The organism is Pseudomonas oryzihabitans, assembly GCF_007665395.1.
In the GTDB taxonomy this organism is placed as follows: Bacteria; Pseudomonadota; Gammaproteobacteria; order Pseudomonadales; family Pseudomonadaceae; genus Chryseomonas; species Chryseomonas psychrotolerans_C.
The window spans coordinates 187491-201445 of record NZ_VDND01000003.1; the positions used below are offsets into that span (position 1 = coordinate 187491).

Genomic DNA, 13955 nt, shown 5'->3' on the forward strand with positions numbered 1-13955 from the left:
GATGGCCTTCTGCAATTGCTGCAGCTGCTGGGTGCGGGTATTCAGGCGGGCTTCGCCGCGCTCGGCGTCGACCTTCTTCAGCTCGGCTTCGGCCATCCGCAGCTTGATGGTCTGCATGGCGGTCTGGATGCGTTGTTGGGTCAGGTAGGCCAGCTGGTCGACGGTCTGCTCGTTCTCACCGTCCTTGTAGGCCTTGTCGGCCTTGGCCAGCCAGGCACCCGCGTCCTTGGTTTCCAGCGCCGCCAGCTGGGTGGCCTGCGGCTGGGATTCCAGGGCGGAGTAATCGTTGCGCGCCTTCTCCAGGTTGGGATTGGGCGGGGTGGCGCAGGCGGCCAGGGTGAGGGTCAGCGCCGACAGTACGGGAAGCAGAAAACGTTTACGCATGGGTATCGTCCTTCGAGAGAGCGGGCAGCCTTACTGCTGCACCTTTTTCTGTAGATTCTGTTGCAGCTGGAGGTTGATCTGACCTTCCTCGCGGATCTGCTGGATGCTGTTCTGGGCATCCTGCAGCGCCGCGGCGGCCTTGGCGGCCTGGGTCTTGCGGGTCGCCAGGCGGGCATCCCATTCGGCCTGCTCGGCCAGGCGCTTGGCGTCGTCGTATTTCTCGTTGGACAGCGCCGCCTGGGCCTCGGTCCACTTGTCCTGGGCGGACTTGGTCTCGATGGGGGCGAACTGGTTGCCACCGGAGCTGACGGCTTCGTTGACGGCCGACTGGGTCACGGCCATCTGCGCGGTGGGCGGGGTGCCGGCGCAACCCGCCAGCAGCAGGCCGCCGCCCAGGACCAGGCTGGCGAGCAGCGCCCGGGGCGCGGCGAACGGGGATGCACGAGAGGGACCGGTTTTCATCCGAACATTCCTGGCAGGTCGCCCGGAATGGGCGACAGTGCCCTTGAGACGGCGAAAACGCCGCGAGGTTCGCTGCAGAGCCGCCGAGGGCGGTTTGGCTGATCAGGAAGGGGGCGACGATCCTGGCGACCGCCGCGGCGCCACCGCAGCCAGCCGGGATGCCTGCACGGCGAATCAGGCCCGCACCGCCTGGTACAGCGCCCGGATCAGATCCGACTGGGTGATGATGCCCACCAGGCGGCGCGAACCGTCGATGATGGGGATGTGCCGGTGGCCGTTCTCGGAGAACACCGGTACCAGGTCGAGCAGCAGGCGGTCGGCGCTGGCCACCCGCACGGTGCGGGTCATGATGAGGCCCACGGTGCGCTCGCCCTGGCGCTCCCGCGGCCGGACCAGCGAGCGCAACCGCCAGCCGAGGCCTTCGTGGACATCCAGGTCGATCTGCCGCATGAAGTCGGCGACGGTGACGATGCCCAGCAGATAGCCCTGGCGATCCACCACCGGCAGCGCCTTGATGCGCCGGGCGCGCATCAGCGCCCAGGCCTGCTGCAGCGGCATCTCGGCGCGGGCCACCACCGGTTCCCGGCTCATGACGTCGGCGCAGCGCAATTCGCCCATCTTGCGCTGGTAGGCACGGGCCTCCACCTGCTCGAGCAAGGCGGCGAGGTCGTCGCGGCTGATGTCCAGCACCTGGTTGTAGCGCGCCAGCACGGCGTCCAGGTCGGCGCGCTGCAGCCGCGTCTCGCCGCTCGGCTCCGCCGGTCGCGGCACATGGGGCCAGGGGCGACGGGTCAGGTTGTTGTAGAGCAGCCCCGCGCTGACCAGCAGCAGCGAATCCACCGCCACTGGCGTCCAGGCGTAGCTGAACTCCTGGGCGCCGATGAGCACCATCAGCAGGGCCGAGGCACCGCCGGGCGGGTGCAGGCAGCGCAGGGCGAACATGGCGGCGATGGCGAGGGCGACGGCCACCGCGGCGGCCAGGTTGGCCTCGGGAATCCACAGCGCGCAGGCGATGCCGATCAGCGCCGAGAGGGTGTTGCCGCCCACCACCGACCAGGGTTGCGCCAGGGGGCTGGAGGGCAGGGCGAACACCAGCACGGCGCTGGCACCCAGCGGGGCCACCAGGGCCAGCGCCAGGGCGCCATGCTGGTGCACCGGCTGGCCCTCCAGCCACCAGGCGGCCAGCAGGGCCACCAGCAGGATGCCGAGTCCGGCGCCGACGCTGGCGCGCAGCCGCTCGCGGCCGTCGATGGGCAGGGCGGCCGGCCAGAAGGACCGCAGGCCCTGGCCGAGACGGGTGAAGAGGGTGGCTGGGGGCGGTGGCGTGAGCGGTTCCTGGGGCATGGGCAAGGCAGCGGGTGGGCAGAACGGGCGCTGATCGTCCTCCTTGCGTCCCTGGCTGGCAAGACCGTGCACGGCGCGCCGGCGCTGGATTCCCGGTCCAGAGCGGCGCGGGATTTTCTGCCGGGGCCGTAGTACCATCGCGGGCTGGGTGTCGCCGCGCTGGTGCGGTAGGACAGGTTGAACGGAGCGCAGGTCGGGCCGCCGCGCGGAGTACGGCTGTCCATGTCCCTGCCCCTTTCCCCGGCCAAAGCCCTGGCCCTGCTCAACACCTTCTGCGCGGCCGAGGCCGCCGGCGGCATCGTGCTGATGGTCGCCGCGGCCATCGCCCTCGGCGTCGCCAACTCGCCGCTGGCGGATACCTATTTCACCAGCCTGCATGCCGAGGTCGCTGGCCTGTCCGTCGGCCACTGGATCAACGATGGCCTGATGGCGCTGTTCTTCCTGCTGGTGGGCCTGGAGATCAAGCGCGAGATGGCGGTCGGCCAGCTGGCCCGCTGGGGCGATCGCGCCTTGCCGGGCCTGGCGGCCCTGGGCGGCATGGCGGTGCCGGCGCTGCTCTATGCCCTGGTCAATCGCCACGATCCCCAGACCCTCTCGGGCTGGGCCATTCCCGCCGCCACCGACATCGCCTTCGCCCTCGGGGTGCTTTCGCTACTGGGCTCGCGGGTACCGGCGTCGCTCAAGGTGTTTCTCTCGGCGCTGGCGATCCTCGACGACCTCGGCGCGGTGCTGATCATCGCACTGTTCTACACCGGCGCGCTCTCCAGCACCCTGCTGCTGGCGGCGGCCGGGCTGGTGGGACTGCTGTTCGTGCTCAATCGCCTCGGGGTCACCGCGCTGGCGCCCTATCTGCTGGTCGGGGCGCTGCTGTGGTTCTGCCTGCTGCATTCGGGGATCCATGCGACCCTGGCCGGGGTGATCCTGGCGCTGTTCATTCCACTGAGTGATACCGCGGCCGAGGACGCCTCGCCACTGCTGCGGCTGGAGTCCGCGCTGCACTCCTGGGTGGCCTTCCTCATCGTGCCCCTGTTCGGCTTCGCCAATGCCGGGGTCTCGCTGGCCGGCATGACGCTGGACAAGCTGCTGGAGCCGGTGCCCCTGGGCGTGACCCTGGGGCTGTTCCTCGGCAAGCAACTCGGTATCGGCGCGCTGGCGCTGCTGGCCATCCGCAGTGGCCTGGCGCGGCTGCCGGAGGGCGCCAGCTGGCTACAGCTCTATGGCGTGGCGCTGCTCTGCGGGATTGGCTTTACCATGAGTCTGTTCATCGGCGCCCTGGCCTTTCCCGGGGCGCCCTTCCTGGTCGACGAGGTGAAGGTCGGGGTGCTGCTGGGGTCGCTGCTGTCGGCCCTGGCGGGCATCGCCGTGCTTCTCGTCGCCGCCCGTCGTTGTTGAGAGGAGTCTGAGATGCCCTATGCGTTGTTCGCGGTGATGTTCGGCGGTGCCATCGGTAGCGCCTGCCGTTGGTGGATGGGGCTGCGCTTCAATGCGCTGTTCCCCCTGCTGCCGCTGGGCACCCTGCTGGTGAACCTGATCGGGGGCTTCTTCATCGGGCTCGCCCTGGGGCTGTTTTCCCGCTATCCCGGACTCGAAGCCCAGTGGAAGCTGCTGCTGGTGACCGGCTTCTGCGGCGGCTTCACCACCTTCTCGAGCTTTTCCGCCGAGGTGGTGGGGCTGCTGCAGAGCGGCCGCCTGGGCTGGGCGGCGCTCACCATCACCGCCCATGTGCTCGGGTCACTGCTGCTGACCCTGGCTGGCTTCGCCCTGGCCGGCCGCCTCGGTTGAGGCGCCCGGCCGCCGTGGCTCAGCTGGACGAGGCGGGCACGGCCGGGGCCTGGCGGCGCGGCTTGAATCTCAGCGCCGGCGCCTCGATCAGGTGCCAGGAGAGCACCGCCAGGCCCAGGGTCACCGCATAGCTCACCACCAGGAAGCCCCCCAGCGAGAAGCGGTCGGGAAACCAGTGCATGAGCAGTTGCTGGACCGGGAAGTTGAACAGGTAGAGGCCGTAGGAATAGTCGCCGAAGCGGCCGAAGCCATGCAGCACCGGCACCCTGACCTGGGCCAGGTAGATGATCACGTAGGCCAGCGACAGCAGGTGGATCACCGGTAGCGTCCGCCAGAGGACGGCCGCCAGCGACAGCAGGCAGAGCGCCAGGGCGATGTCCAGGCGCCAGGGTATCCGTGGCCCTGCCAGCTGCAGCAGGGCGCCGGCGAAGAAGAACATCCCCAGGCTGAACACCTTGTGCAGCACGAAGCTGGCGATGCCCATCTGCGGCAGCAGTAGGAAGTTGCCGAGCACCAGCACCACCAGGGTGGCCATCACCACCGAGCGGGTCAGCAGCCCCAGCACGCCGATGATCAGCACCGAGAGGTACATGAACACCTCGTAGGGCAGGGTCCAGTAGCTGCCGTTCACCGTGTCGGGAAAGGGGTTGCCGGTGAACACTCCGGGCAACTCGAAGCGCGTCACCAGCAGGATGTTCTTGAAGAAGCCCAGGGTCTGGCGGTCGCTGAAATAGGCGCCCGTCTCCCGGCTGGTGGCGAGCCAGCCCACCACCAGTACCGAGAAGAGCACCGAGACGATCAGCGCCGGAAAGATCCGCAAGGCCCGCTTGGCGAGAAAGTCCAGCGGATTGCGACTGCGCTGGAAGGAGGCGGTGATCAGAAAGCCGCTGATCACGAAGAACACATAGACGGCGATGCTGGCCGCGTCGGTGAAGCCGGTGAAGTGGCGGATCGGCTCGGCGCCGATATGCCCCGACAGCCAGAAGCCGTGGCCGATGACCACGGTGGAGGCCGCGGCGAATCTCAGGAAATCGAAGTTGTTGCGTCCGTGGGGGACGTGGGGAGTGGTCATGTCTGCTCCTCGCAGCCGTGGCCCATGCCAGGGCGACCGCTCGGGAGCGGACTCCAGGCGAGCGGCGACGCGCACGGCATCGGCAGGGCGCCCGTCGGGTGGACGGGCATGGGCAAAGGTCGCCGCCGGACGGGCCGGCAGCGCGGGGGCGACAGCCGGCGCGATCCGCGGGGATCGGCCAGCCGGCGAGGGCAGGGGGCGCTATGGGGGGCTGAGCGGGACGAGGACGGGCGTCATGCGCCAGGGGTTCCGGGAAAGCGCTGGGGTGAAGGCCGCCAGGGGCGCCGGGCGCAGGCAGGCGGACGTGGTCTGGGGCCTCCCGGCCGCCACGTGCGCTGCCTGCGTCCCGCGCATCAGGCGCTGGCCTGCAGCGGCTGCTCGTGCAGCTCTTGCGGGTGTTCCTGGGCGAAATAGAGCGCGGCGCTCTGGCGGGCGTGATCGCCGAATTCCTGCGGATGGCTCATCACGATGCGCTCGAAGGCACCGGGCTCCAGGCCGTCTTCATAGAAGCCGTTGTGGCACTGCAGGACACCCGAGGCACAGACGCTGCGCTCGACTGCGGCGATCAGGCCACCGGCCCTCAGGCTCTTGACGATGTTGTGGGGCAGGCGCTGGCGGCGGCGCAGGCTGGCGGCGGTATCGCTCAGGGTATCGAGGATCTCGGTCTCGGCTGGCGACAGCTTGCGCACGTCCAGCTTGGACTTCTGCACCAGGTAGCGACGGGACAGCAGGCGGGCCTGGTCGTTGAGGGCCTTGAGCACCGCGCCGCTGAGTTCACCACGGGTGAACAGGCCGGTTTCCAGGGCGATCAGGTAGGACCAATCGTTGATGAGCGGGATCTTGCTGATGTCACGTTCCATGTGAGTGCCCTGCGTCCATTTAAGTTGGCTAATTGAGGATATGGCGCCTCAATGGTTCCAGAGTGCCAGTATAAGGTGACGAGTGGCGTGTAATTTGACGCTCCTGACAAAAGGTGTCGGATTTTTGTCGAAGTGGGTCACGGGTTGAGAATGCAACCCGGACGCTTCGCTTGGGGTCCCTAGCTAGAGCCCTGGCGCGAGTCGGGTTGACCCTTCCGAAACGTCAGGTGATGTGATGAGTGATCCAGCAGCCCGTACGACCACCCCGGATCTGCAGTGCGACGTCGCCGTCATTGGCGCGGGAACCGCAGGCCTCGCCGCCGAACGGGCAGCCCGTCGGCGCGGTGCCCGGACCCTGCTGATCGACGACCGCTGGGCCGGTACCACCTGTGCCTCGGTGGGCTGCATGCCTTCCAAGCTGATGATCGTGGCGGGCGAGGCCCATCACGCCGTGCAGCGCGCGGGTACCTTCGGCATCGAGGTGGGCCAGGTACGGGTCGACGGTGCCGCCGTCATGGCCCGGGTCAGGCGCGAGCGTGACCATTTCGTCGCGGCAACCAAGGAGGGCTTCGCGAAACTGCCCGACGGGGTGGCGCAGCAGGCTACCGCGCGCTTCCTGGCGGCGGATCTGTTGCAGCTGAGCGATGGCCGGCGCATCCGGGCCCGCAATGTGATCATCGCCACCGGCTCCTATCCGCTGGTGCCCGAGCCCTTCGCCAGCCTCGGTGACCGCTCGCTCACCAACGACACCCTGTTCGAGCTGCCCGACCTGCCGCGCTCCCTGGCGGTGATCGGCACCGGGCCGGTCGGCCTGGAACTGGCCCAGGCCATGGCGCGCCTGGGCGTGGCCGTGACCCTGTTTGGCCAGGACGATGGCCTTGGCGCACTCGAGGATGCCGAGGTGAAGGCCGAGCTGCGCAAGATCCTGGAGTGCGACCTGAAGCTTTATCTGAACGTGGACGTGGATGCCCGCCGTGCAGGTGATGGGGTACGGCTGTCCTGGTCCGGCGCCGCCACGGGGGAGGGCGATTTCGACTACGTGCTGGTCGCGGCCGGGCGTCCGCCGCGGCTGAAGGGACTGGGGCTGGAAACCACCGGCATCGAACTGGATGACCACGGCACGCCGGTCTACGACCCCCAGACCCTGCAGTGCGGTTCCTCGTCGATCTTCATCGCGGGCGATACCGACCACGACCGGCCCATCCTCCACGAGGCATCCGATGAGGGCGCCATCGCCGGACGCAACGCCGCCTGCTATCCCGACGTCCGGGCCACCCAGAGATCACCGCGGTTTTCCCTGATCTTCACCGATCCGCCGGTGGCCGTGCTGGGCAGCCCACCGGACCAGGGCAGCCTGATCGGCACCTCTTCCTATCACGACCAGGGTCGCGCCCGGGTCGAGGCACGTAACCAGGGTATCGCCCGGTTCTACGCCGAGCCGGGTACCGGCAAGCTCACCGGCGCCGCCATGGTCGGCCCCGGCATGGACCACATCGGCCACCTGCTGGTACTGGCGCTGACCCATGGCGAAACCGCCAGCTCGCTGCTCGACCTGCCCTTCTACCACCCGACCCTGGAAGAGGGCCTCAAGACCGGCCTGCGCGAGATCTGCCAGGCGGCCCACAGCAGCCTGCGCGAAGACCGCGACCAGGGCTCACCCTCCGGCGCCTGAGGCGCCGTTGGTGCGGAGCGTCGTAGGGTGGTTTTCGTAGGTTGGCGCTGAGCGAAGCAAAGCCCAACAACAGAATTCGTCGGGCGCCAAGAGTGGAAAAGGCAACGCCGTTTTCCACGCTACGGCTTCCTTAGCCGCGTCTACCCTCACCCCAACCCTCTCCCGCACGCGGGAGAGGGGGCTGTCCCGAGTGGAAAGGGCTGCGCCGTTTTCCGCGCTACGCCTTCACTCAGCCGCTTCTCCCTTCTTCCACACGCGGGAGAGGTGCTGTCCCGAGTGGAAATGAAATCCTGGGTAGGGTGGATAACGGCGCAGCCTTATCCCCGCGCCATGAGCTTCACGCCCCATCAAGGAATCCCCGGCGGAGCATGGCGACGACAGCGTCTCGTAGGTTGGCGCTGAGTAACGCGAAGCCCAACAAAAAGCCCCGCCGGCATCACCGGCGGGGCTGTCGAGGCCGCGAAGAATCAGGCCTTGAAGCGTCTCACCAGCCCATTCAGCTCGCCGGAGAGTTCCGACAGGCGCGAGGAGTCGCGGGTGGTGGACTGGGCCAGGCCTTCCACCTGCTGGGCGTCGTCATGGATCTGGGCGATGTGGCGGTTGATGTCCTCGGCCACCTGGTGCTGCTCCTCGGCCGCCGCGGCGATCTGCAGGGCCTGGTCGCGGATCTCGTCCACCGACTGGCGGATGCCTTCGAAGCTGCCGCGTGCCTCGCTGATGGAGGCCACGCTGGTCTGCGACAGTCCCAGGCTTGTCTCGATCTGGCGGGTGACCTCCTGGGTCTTGCGCGCCAGGTTGCCGAGCAGGCCGTCGATCTCGCCGGTGGAGTCGGCGGTGCGCTTGGCCAGGGCGCGGACCTCGTCGGCCACCACGGCGAAGCCGCGGCCCTGCTCGCCGGCACGCGCCGCTTCGATGGCGGCGTTGAGCGCCAGCAGGTTGGTCTGCTCGGCGATGCCGCGGATGGTGTCGAGGATGGTGTTGATGTTGTGGCTGTCCTGCTCCAGCACCGCCATGGCCTGGGCCGACTGGGCCAGGCTGCCGCTGAGCTGGTTGACGTTGCCGGTGGCCCGCTCGATCTGGCCGTAGCCTTCCTGCACCCGGTGGTGGCCGGCATCCGCGGAGGCCGCGGCCTGGCTGCAGGAGCGCGCCACCTCGTTGGAAGTCGCGACCATCTCGTTGAAGGCGGTGGAGACCAGCTCCACGGCTTCGCGCTGGCGGCCGGCCACCTCGTTCATGCTGGCGGCGGCCTGGGTGGTGGTCTGCGAGGCCTGCTGCAGGTCATTGGACGCCTGGCCGATGCGCTGCACCAGCTGGCGGATGCTGGCGAGGAACTGGTTGAACCAGCCGGCCAGGGTGGCGGTTTCATCCTTGCCCTGCACGTTCAGGCTCTTGGTCAGGTCGCCCTCGCCCTGGGCGATGGATTCCAGGCCGGCGGACACCCCGCGGATCGGCCGCACGATCATGCCGGCGAAGGCCGCGCCGAGCAGGGCGAACACCAGCGCCAGCACGGCGGTGATTCCGGCGATCTGCCAGGTCAGGCGGGTGGCCTTGCCCATCACCTCGCTGCGCTCGATCAGGCCGATGAATTTCCAGCCCAGGTCCTTGGCCTGGTAGACGTTGACCATGTAGTCGGTGCCGTTCAGGCTGACCTCGCCCAGGCCGCTCTGGATGCCGTTCAGCGTCTGGTAGGCGTCGCCCAGCTCCTTGAGCTGCTTGAAGTTGTGTTTGGGCTCGCGGGGGTCGACCAGCACGTTGCCGGTGTCTTCCACCAGCATCAGGTAGCCGCTCTGGCCCAGGGTGATGCTCTTCACCAGGTCGGTGAGCTGCTTGAGGGAAATGTCCAGGCCCACCACGCCGCGCAGCTTGCCGCTGGCGTCTTCCATCGTCCGCACCACGCCCATCAGGGAGACGTCGTCGGTCGCCCAGTAATAGGCCGGGGTACGCACCACCTTGCCCGGATTGGCGATGGCGGCCTGGTACCACGGCCGTACGCGCGGATCGTAGTTGGCCAGCTTGGTGTCGTCCGGCCAGCTGACGTAGCCGCCATCGGTCAGGCCGACCGAGAGGTAGGCGGTGGTGGGATGGGTCTTGGCGAAGCGGGTGAAATAGTCCAGGGCCTGCTGGCCGACTTCCGGCTGCGGCAACTGGGCGGCATCGGCGCCGCTGTAGTTCTTCAGGCCTGCGAGTCCGACGAGGCCCGGCTCCTTGGCCAGGAAGTCGACATTCTGCTGGATGCCGGAAAAGAACTGCTGAATGTTGCGGTCGATCTGGCGGATTTCGCGGCCGCTGTTCTCGACGAAATCACCGGTCGCCTGGCTGCGCACGTTCATGATGACCACGCCCGCCACCAGGATCACCGGGAGGCAGGCGGTTACCGCGAAAAGCGAGGTGAGTTTCTGTTTGATGTTCATCCAAAGCCCCGGTCGCGCCTGGCGCGGAGAGTGACGGCGACATGCCTTCACTCTCCATCGGCCTGGAAAAGTACGACTTGATACGGGCTGTGAAATTATTCCATCTGGTCCGAATCGGTCCGAAACGTCGGCGAACGGTCAGCTATCCAGGTATCAGAGCTCTTTCTTCAGATGGCGCTCGATTTCTTCCAGCGACTTGCCACGGGTCTCCGGCAGGCAGAAGTAGACGAAGACCAGCGAGCCCAGGTTGATGGCGGCGAAGCCATAGAAGGTGTAGTTGCCGATGGCTTCCAGCGCTACCGGAAAGCTGAAGGCCACGGTGGCGTTGCACAGCCACTGCACGGCCACCGCCACCCCGGTCAGCAGGCCGCGCACCTGGTTGGGGAAGAGTTCCGACATCAGCAGCCAGTACACCGGTGCGATGCACATCTGCATGAACAGCAGGAACACCAGGATGCAGGCCAACGCCAGGTAGCTCTGGGTCAGATTCTGCGGTAGCCACAGCAGCACGCTGCCCAGCGCCATTTGCGCCAGCACCACGATCACCAGGCCGACCAGCAGCAGGGTACGGCGGCCGGCGCGGCCGATGGCCCAGATGCCCAGCAGGGTGGCGATCACCGAGACCACGCCATTGCCGATGGTGGCGGTGAGGGCCGCGCTGGTGCCCATGCCGGTGCTCTTGAGGATGATCGGCGTGTAGTACATGAAGGCGTTGACCCCGGTGAACTGGGCGACGAAGCCCAGGCCGATGCCCAGCAACAGCAGCTTGACCACCCAGCCCTGGCCGAGCAGCTCGCGCAGCGGCGGACGGTGTTTGGCTTGCTCCTCGGCCTCGCGCATTTCCTGAACCTCGCGTTCCACCTCCTCGGGCGTATCGCGCAGGCGCTCCAGCACCGCCTCGGCCTCTTCGATCCGGCCCTTGGCCGCCAGCCAGCGCGGTGAGGTGGGGAGCAGGAAGGTGCCGGCGAACAGCAGGATGCCCGGCACCATGGCGATGGCCAGCATGTAGCGCCAGATGCCGTTCTCGTGCACCAGCCAGGCGAGCAGGGCGCTGAGCACATAGGCCAGCAACTGGCCGCTGACGATCATCAGCTCGTTGCGGCTGACCAGTCGGCCACGGCGCTTGGGGCCGGCGATCTCGGCGATGAACACCGGCACCGTGGCCGAGCCGCCGCCCACCGCCAGGCCGAGCACGAAGCGCGCCGCCACCATCAGCTCCACCGAGGGCGCCACCGCGGTACCCAGGGCGCCGAGGACGAAGAGGATCGACAGCAGGCGCAGGGTTGTGCGGCGGCCATAGCGATCGGCGAGATAACCGGCCGCCAGTGAGCCGAAGGCGGCGCCGACGATCAGCGCGGCGGTGACCAGGCCCTCGGTGTAGGCGTTGAGCCCCAGCCCGCCCTGGTCGGCCGGCAGGGTCATGAAGGGCAGGGCGCCGGCGATGATGCCGGTGTCGTAGCCGAAGGCCAGGGCGCCCATGGTGGCGACCAGCACGGTGATGAAGATCAGCCGGCGGGCCGAGGCCTTCTGGTCGGAGGCGGAAGAAGTGGCAGCGGGAGCGGACATGGCGGAGCGAGATCCTGGCAAGACACGAAAGGGGCCGGCAGCGGGACGCACCTGCCATCAGCGAAGCGAACGAACGCGGCGTTTCGAGTCAGCGAAGGGGCGCCATGAATCCGGGCGTGGCTGATTAGGGCGAAGATGCCGACGGGAGTTCCATGCGCGGCCAAGGGGAAAATCCGCCTGCCGATCCCGCGGCTCTATCCCGGGCGTCTGCCCGCGCCAGGCTCAGCGCCCCAGGTGCTCCACCAGGAAATCCACGAATACCCGCACCCGCGCCGGCATCGCCGAGCCGCCGATGAAGACCGCATGGATGGGCTCCAGATCGCCGGGGTTCCAGGCTTCCAGCAGCGGTACCAGGGCGCCGCTGCGCAGGTCGTCGGCCACGCTGAAGGCGCCGATGCGGGCGATGCCGGCGCCTTCGCGGGCCAGCAGCGCCAGGGCTTCGCCGCTGTTGCACTCGATGTTGCCGGAGATCTTCAGGGAGAAGGCGCGGCCGTCCCGGGCGAAGGGCCAGTCCGGCGCGGCGCGGCGGAAGTTGAATCTCAGGCAGTTGTGGCCGAGCAGGTCTTCCGGCACCTGGGGCGTGCCATGGCGGGCGAGATAGGCCGGCGAGGCCACTATCACCTGGCCAGTGATGCCGATCGGGCGGGCGCTCAGGGGGCTGTCGGCCAGCTGGCCGAAGCGGATCGCCACGTCGGCCTGGCCGGCGAGGATGTCGACCACCTCGTCGCCCAGCGCCAGGTCCACCACGATGGCGGGATAGCGGGCGCTGAAGGCCGCCACCAGCGGCACTATGGTCATGCGGCCGTGGCCGAGGGCGGCGCTGACGCGCAGGCGGCCCTGGGGCACGCCCTGGTCGGCGATGGCCTCTTCCACCTCGGCCAGATCCGCCAGTATGCGTCGCGCCGCCCGCAGATAGGCCTCGCCCTCGGCGGTGAGGGTGATGGCCCGGGTGGTGCGCAGCAGCAGCCGGGTACCCAGGCGCTGCTCGGTGCGGGCGAGGGAGCGACTCACCGCCGAAGGCGTCAAGCGCAGGGCTCTGGCCGCGGCCGAGAGGCTGCCGGCCTCCACCACCTGCACGAAGACCGCCATCTCGCCCGACCTACCCGCCAGATCCATCTGTGACTCCCAAGCAAAGGTGCATGCCAGAAGCGCCGGCTACCGGCGCTTGCAGCGGGAGCTTAGCATTCACCGCATAGATAAGGAGCCTTTTCCATGCGTATCAACCCTCCCTTGCTGGCCCTGGCGACAGGTGCCTTCGGCATCGGCGTCACCGAATTCGCCCCCATGGGCATGCTGCCCGGCATCGCCGCCGATCTCGGCGTGTCCATCCCGGCGGCGGGCCTGCTGGTCAGCGCCTACGCCCTCGGCGTGCTGATCGGCGCGCCCCTGATGACCCTCACCACCGGGCGCATCCCGCGCCGCCACCTGCTGATCGGCCTGATGGCCATCTTCACCCTGGGCAACCTGATGTCGGCCCTGGCCACGGACTACACCAGCCAGCTGATCGCCCGGGTGGTGACCTCGCTCAACCATGGCGCCTTCTTCGGCGTCGGCGCCCTGGTGGCGGCCAGCGTGGTCGCCCCGGACAAACGCGCCGGGGCGGTGGCGGCGATGTTCATGGGGCTGACCCTGGCCACCATCGGCGGGGTGCCCCTGGCCACCTGGTTCGGCGAGCTGCTCGGCTGGCGCCAGGCCTTCTGGGGCATCGCCGGGCTCGGCATGCTGACCATGGTCGCGCTCTGGTTCGCACTGCCGAATGTCGCCCTGCCGCCGAGCGATGGCGTCATGGCCGAGATCCGTGTGCTGGCCCGGCCGCCGGTGCTGGCCGCCCTGGCGCTGACCGTGGTCGGCTCCGGCGCCATGTTCACCGTCTTCACCTATATCGCGCCCATCCTGAGTCGCGAGACCCATGCCTCGACCGCCTTCACCACCGCCATGCTGGTGTTGTTCGGCGTCGGCCTGACCCTGGGCAACCTCTGGGGCGGCAAGGCGGCGGACAGGTCCATCGACCGTACTGTGATCGCCTCCCTGGGCGTGCTCATCGTCGTCCTGCTGGCCTTCACGGTCTTGATGCGCTGGCCGCTGCCGGCTGCCGTGGCCATCCTCATCTGGGGCATCGCCAGCTTCGCCCTGGTGCCGCCGCTGCAGATGCGCGTGATGGAGGCTGCGCAGGACGCGCCCAACCTAGCCTCGGCGGTCAACATCGGCGCCTTCAACCTGGGCAATGCCATAGGCGCGGCGCTCGGCGGCGCGGTGATCAAGGCCGGCCTGGGCTATCCCGCCATCTCCCTGGCCGGCGCCGGCATGGCCGCCCTGGGGCTGCTGATGGTACTGGCCTTCGCCTGGCGCAGCCGGTCTGCCGGTGCCGCGGTAGCGGGCTAGCAACACACCGGCCGGGGGTG

At 68.5% G+C, this 13955-nt stretch carries 11 protein-coding genes and 2 pseudogenes; 4 read left to right on the forward strand and 9 right to left on the reverse strand.

The window, feature by feature from the left end; all coding sequences use genetic code 11:
• The 3 genes and pseudogenes from FSV73_RS08385 to FSV73_RS08395 all read right to left on the reverse strand — a co-directional run.
• Positions 1–384: pseudogene (locus tag FSV73_RS08385) on the reverse strand (DUF4398 domain-containing protein); the annotation flags it as partial.
• Between the two features lie 30 nt (positions 385–414).
• Positions 415–846 (reverse strand): DUF4398 domain-containing protein, encoded by a 432-nt coding sequence (locus FSV73_RS08390; RefSeq protein ID WP_145006664.1) that lies wholly within the window; start codon positions 844–846, stop codon positions 415–417.
• Between the two features lie 174 nt (positions 847–1020).
• Positions 1021–2190, reverse strand: a complete 1170-nt coding sequence (locus tag FSV73_RS08395) for an HPP family protein (RefSeq protein WP_186309189.1) — start codon at positions 2188–2190, stop codon at positions 1021–1023.
• Between the two features lie 222 nt (positions 2191–2412).
• On the opposite strand from FSV73_RS08395, the gene nhaA reads away from it, so the two are divergent.
• Positions 2413–3582, forward strand: coding sequence for a Na+/H+ antiporter NhaA (gene nhaA / locus FSV73_RS08400; RefSeq protein ID WP_145006667.1), 1170 nt, complete (start codon positions 2413–2415; stop codon positions 3580–3582).
• 12 nt (positions 3583–3594) lie between these two features.
• A complete protein-coding gene (gene crcB / locus FSV73_RS08405; RefSeq protein WP_145006669.1) occupies positions 3595–3972 on the forward strand; it encodes a fluoride efflux transporter CrcB in 378 nt (125 codons plus the stop codon).
• Positions 3973–3991: 19 nt separating this feature from the next.
• On the opposite strand, the gene FSV73_RS08410 is transcribed toward crcB, so the two are convergent.
• Positions 3992–5044, reverse strand: coding sequence for an acyltransferase family protein (locus FSV73_RS08410; RefSeq protein ID WP_145006671.1), 1053 nt, complete (start codon positions 5042–5044; stop codon positions 3992–3994).
• A 353-nt stretch (positions 5045–5397) separates the two neighbouring features.
• Entirely contained in the window at positions 5398–5904 is a 507-nt protein-coding gene (locus FSV73_RS08415) for a hypothetical protein (RefSeq protein WP_145006674.1), read from the reverse strand.
• A gap of 235 nt (positions 5905–6139) precedes the next feature.
• On the opposite strand from FSV73_RS08415, the gene FSV73_RS08420 reads away from it, so the two are divergent.
• The gene (locus FSV73_RS08420; protein ID WP_145006677.1) at positions 6140–7576 is read left to right on the forward strand and encodes a dihydrolipoyl dehydrogenase; all 1437 of its coding nucleotides are present in this window, start codon (positions 6140–6142) and stop codon (positions 7574–7576) included.
• A 467-nt stretch (positions 7577–8043) separates the two neighbouring features.
• Here FSV73_RS08420 and FSV73_RS26070 read toward each other — a convergent pair whose 3' ends face one another.
• From FSV73_RS26070 to FSV73_RS08435, 4 genes and pseudogenes are all read right to left on the reverse strand, one after another.
• Positions 8044–8811 (reverse strand): methyl-accepting chemotaxis protein, encoded by a 768-nt coding sequence (locus FSV73_RS26070; protein ID WP_437179272.1) that lies wholly within the window; start codon positions 8809–8811, stop codon positions 8044–8046.
• An 87-nt stretch (positions 8812–8898) separates the two neighbouring features.
• Positions 8899–9987, reverse strand: a pseudogene (locus FSV73_RS26075) (HAMP domain-containing protein); the annotation flags it as partial.
• A 153-nt stretch (positions 9988–10140) separates the two neighbouring features.
• On the reverse strand, positions 10141–11553 hold the full coding sequence (locus tag FSV73_RS08430) for a sugar porter family MFS transporter (protein ID WP_145006682.1): 1413 nt from the start codon (positions 11551–11553) through the stop codon (positions 10141–10143).
• 222 nt (positions 11554–11775) lie between these two features.
• Complete coding sequence (locus tag FSV73_RS08435; RefSeq protein WP_145006685.1) at positions 11776–12669, reverse strand: LysR family transcriptional regulator; 894 nt, start codon at positions 12667–12669, stop codon at positions 11776–11778.
• 96 nt (positions 12670–12765) lie between these two features.
• Between FSV73_RS08435 and FSV73_RS08440 the strand changes: the two genes are divergently transcribed.
• The gene (locus FSV73_RS08440) at positions 12766–13935 is read left to right on the forward strand and encodes an MFS transporter (RefSeq protein ID WP_145006688.1); all 1170 of its coding nucleotides are present in this window, start codon (positions 12766–12768) and stop codon (positions 13933–13935) included.
• Positions 13936–13955 lie beyond the last annotated feature (20 nt).

Excerpts from the sequence above, each read along its gene's own strand:
- FSV73_RS08390 (WP_145006664.1), bottom strand. The coding sequence starts at position 846 with ATGAAAACCGGTCCCTCTCGTGCATCCCCGTTCGCCGCGCCCCGGGCG.
- FSV73_RS08395 (WP_186309189.1), bottom strand. The coding sequence starts at position 2,190 with ATGCCCCAGGAACCGCTCACGCCACCGCCCCCAGCCACCCTCTTCACC.
- nhaA (WP_145006667.1), top strand. The coding sequence starts at position 2,413 with ATGTCCCTGCCCCTTTCCCCGGCCAAAGCCCTGGCCCTGCTCAACACC.
- crcB (WP_145006669.1), top strand. The coding sequence starts at position 3,595 with ATGCCCTATGCGTTGTTCGCGGTGATGTTCGGCGGTGCCATCGGTAGC.
- FSV73_RS08410 (WP_145006671.1), bottom strand. The coding sequence starts at position 5,044 with ATGACCACTCCCCACGTCCCCCACGGACGCAACAACTTCGATTTCCTG.
- FSV73_RS08415 (WP_145006674.1), bottom strand. The coding sequence starts at position 5,904 with ATGGAACGTGACATCAGCAAGATCCCGCTCATCAACGATTGGTCCTAC.
- FSV73_RS08420 (WP_145006677.1), top strand. The coding sequence starts at position 6,140 with ATGAGTGATCCAGCAGCCCGTACGACCACCCCGGATCTGCAGTGCGAC.
- FSV73_RS26070 (WP_437179272.1), bottom strand. The coding sequence starts at position 8,811 with ATGAACGAGGTGGCCGGCCGCCAGCGCGAAGCCGTGGAGCTGGTCTCC.
- FSV73_RS08430 (WP_145006682.1), bottom strand. The coding sequence starts at position 11,553 with ATGTCCGCTCCCGCTGCCACTTCTTCCGCCTCCGACCAGAAGGCCTCG.
- FSV73_RS08435 (WP_145006685.1), bottom strand. The coding sequence starts at position 12,669 with ATGGATCTGGCGGGTAGGTCGGGCGAGATGGCGGTCTTCGTGCAGGTG.
- FSV73_RS08440 (WP_145006688.1), top strand. The coding sequence starts at position 12,766 with ATGCGTATCAACCCTCCCTTGCTGGCCCTGGCGACAGGTGCCTTCGGC.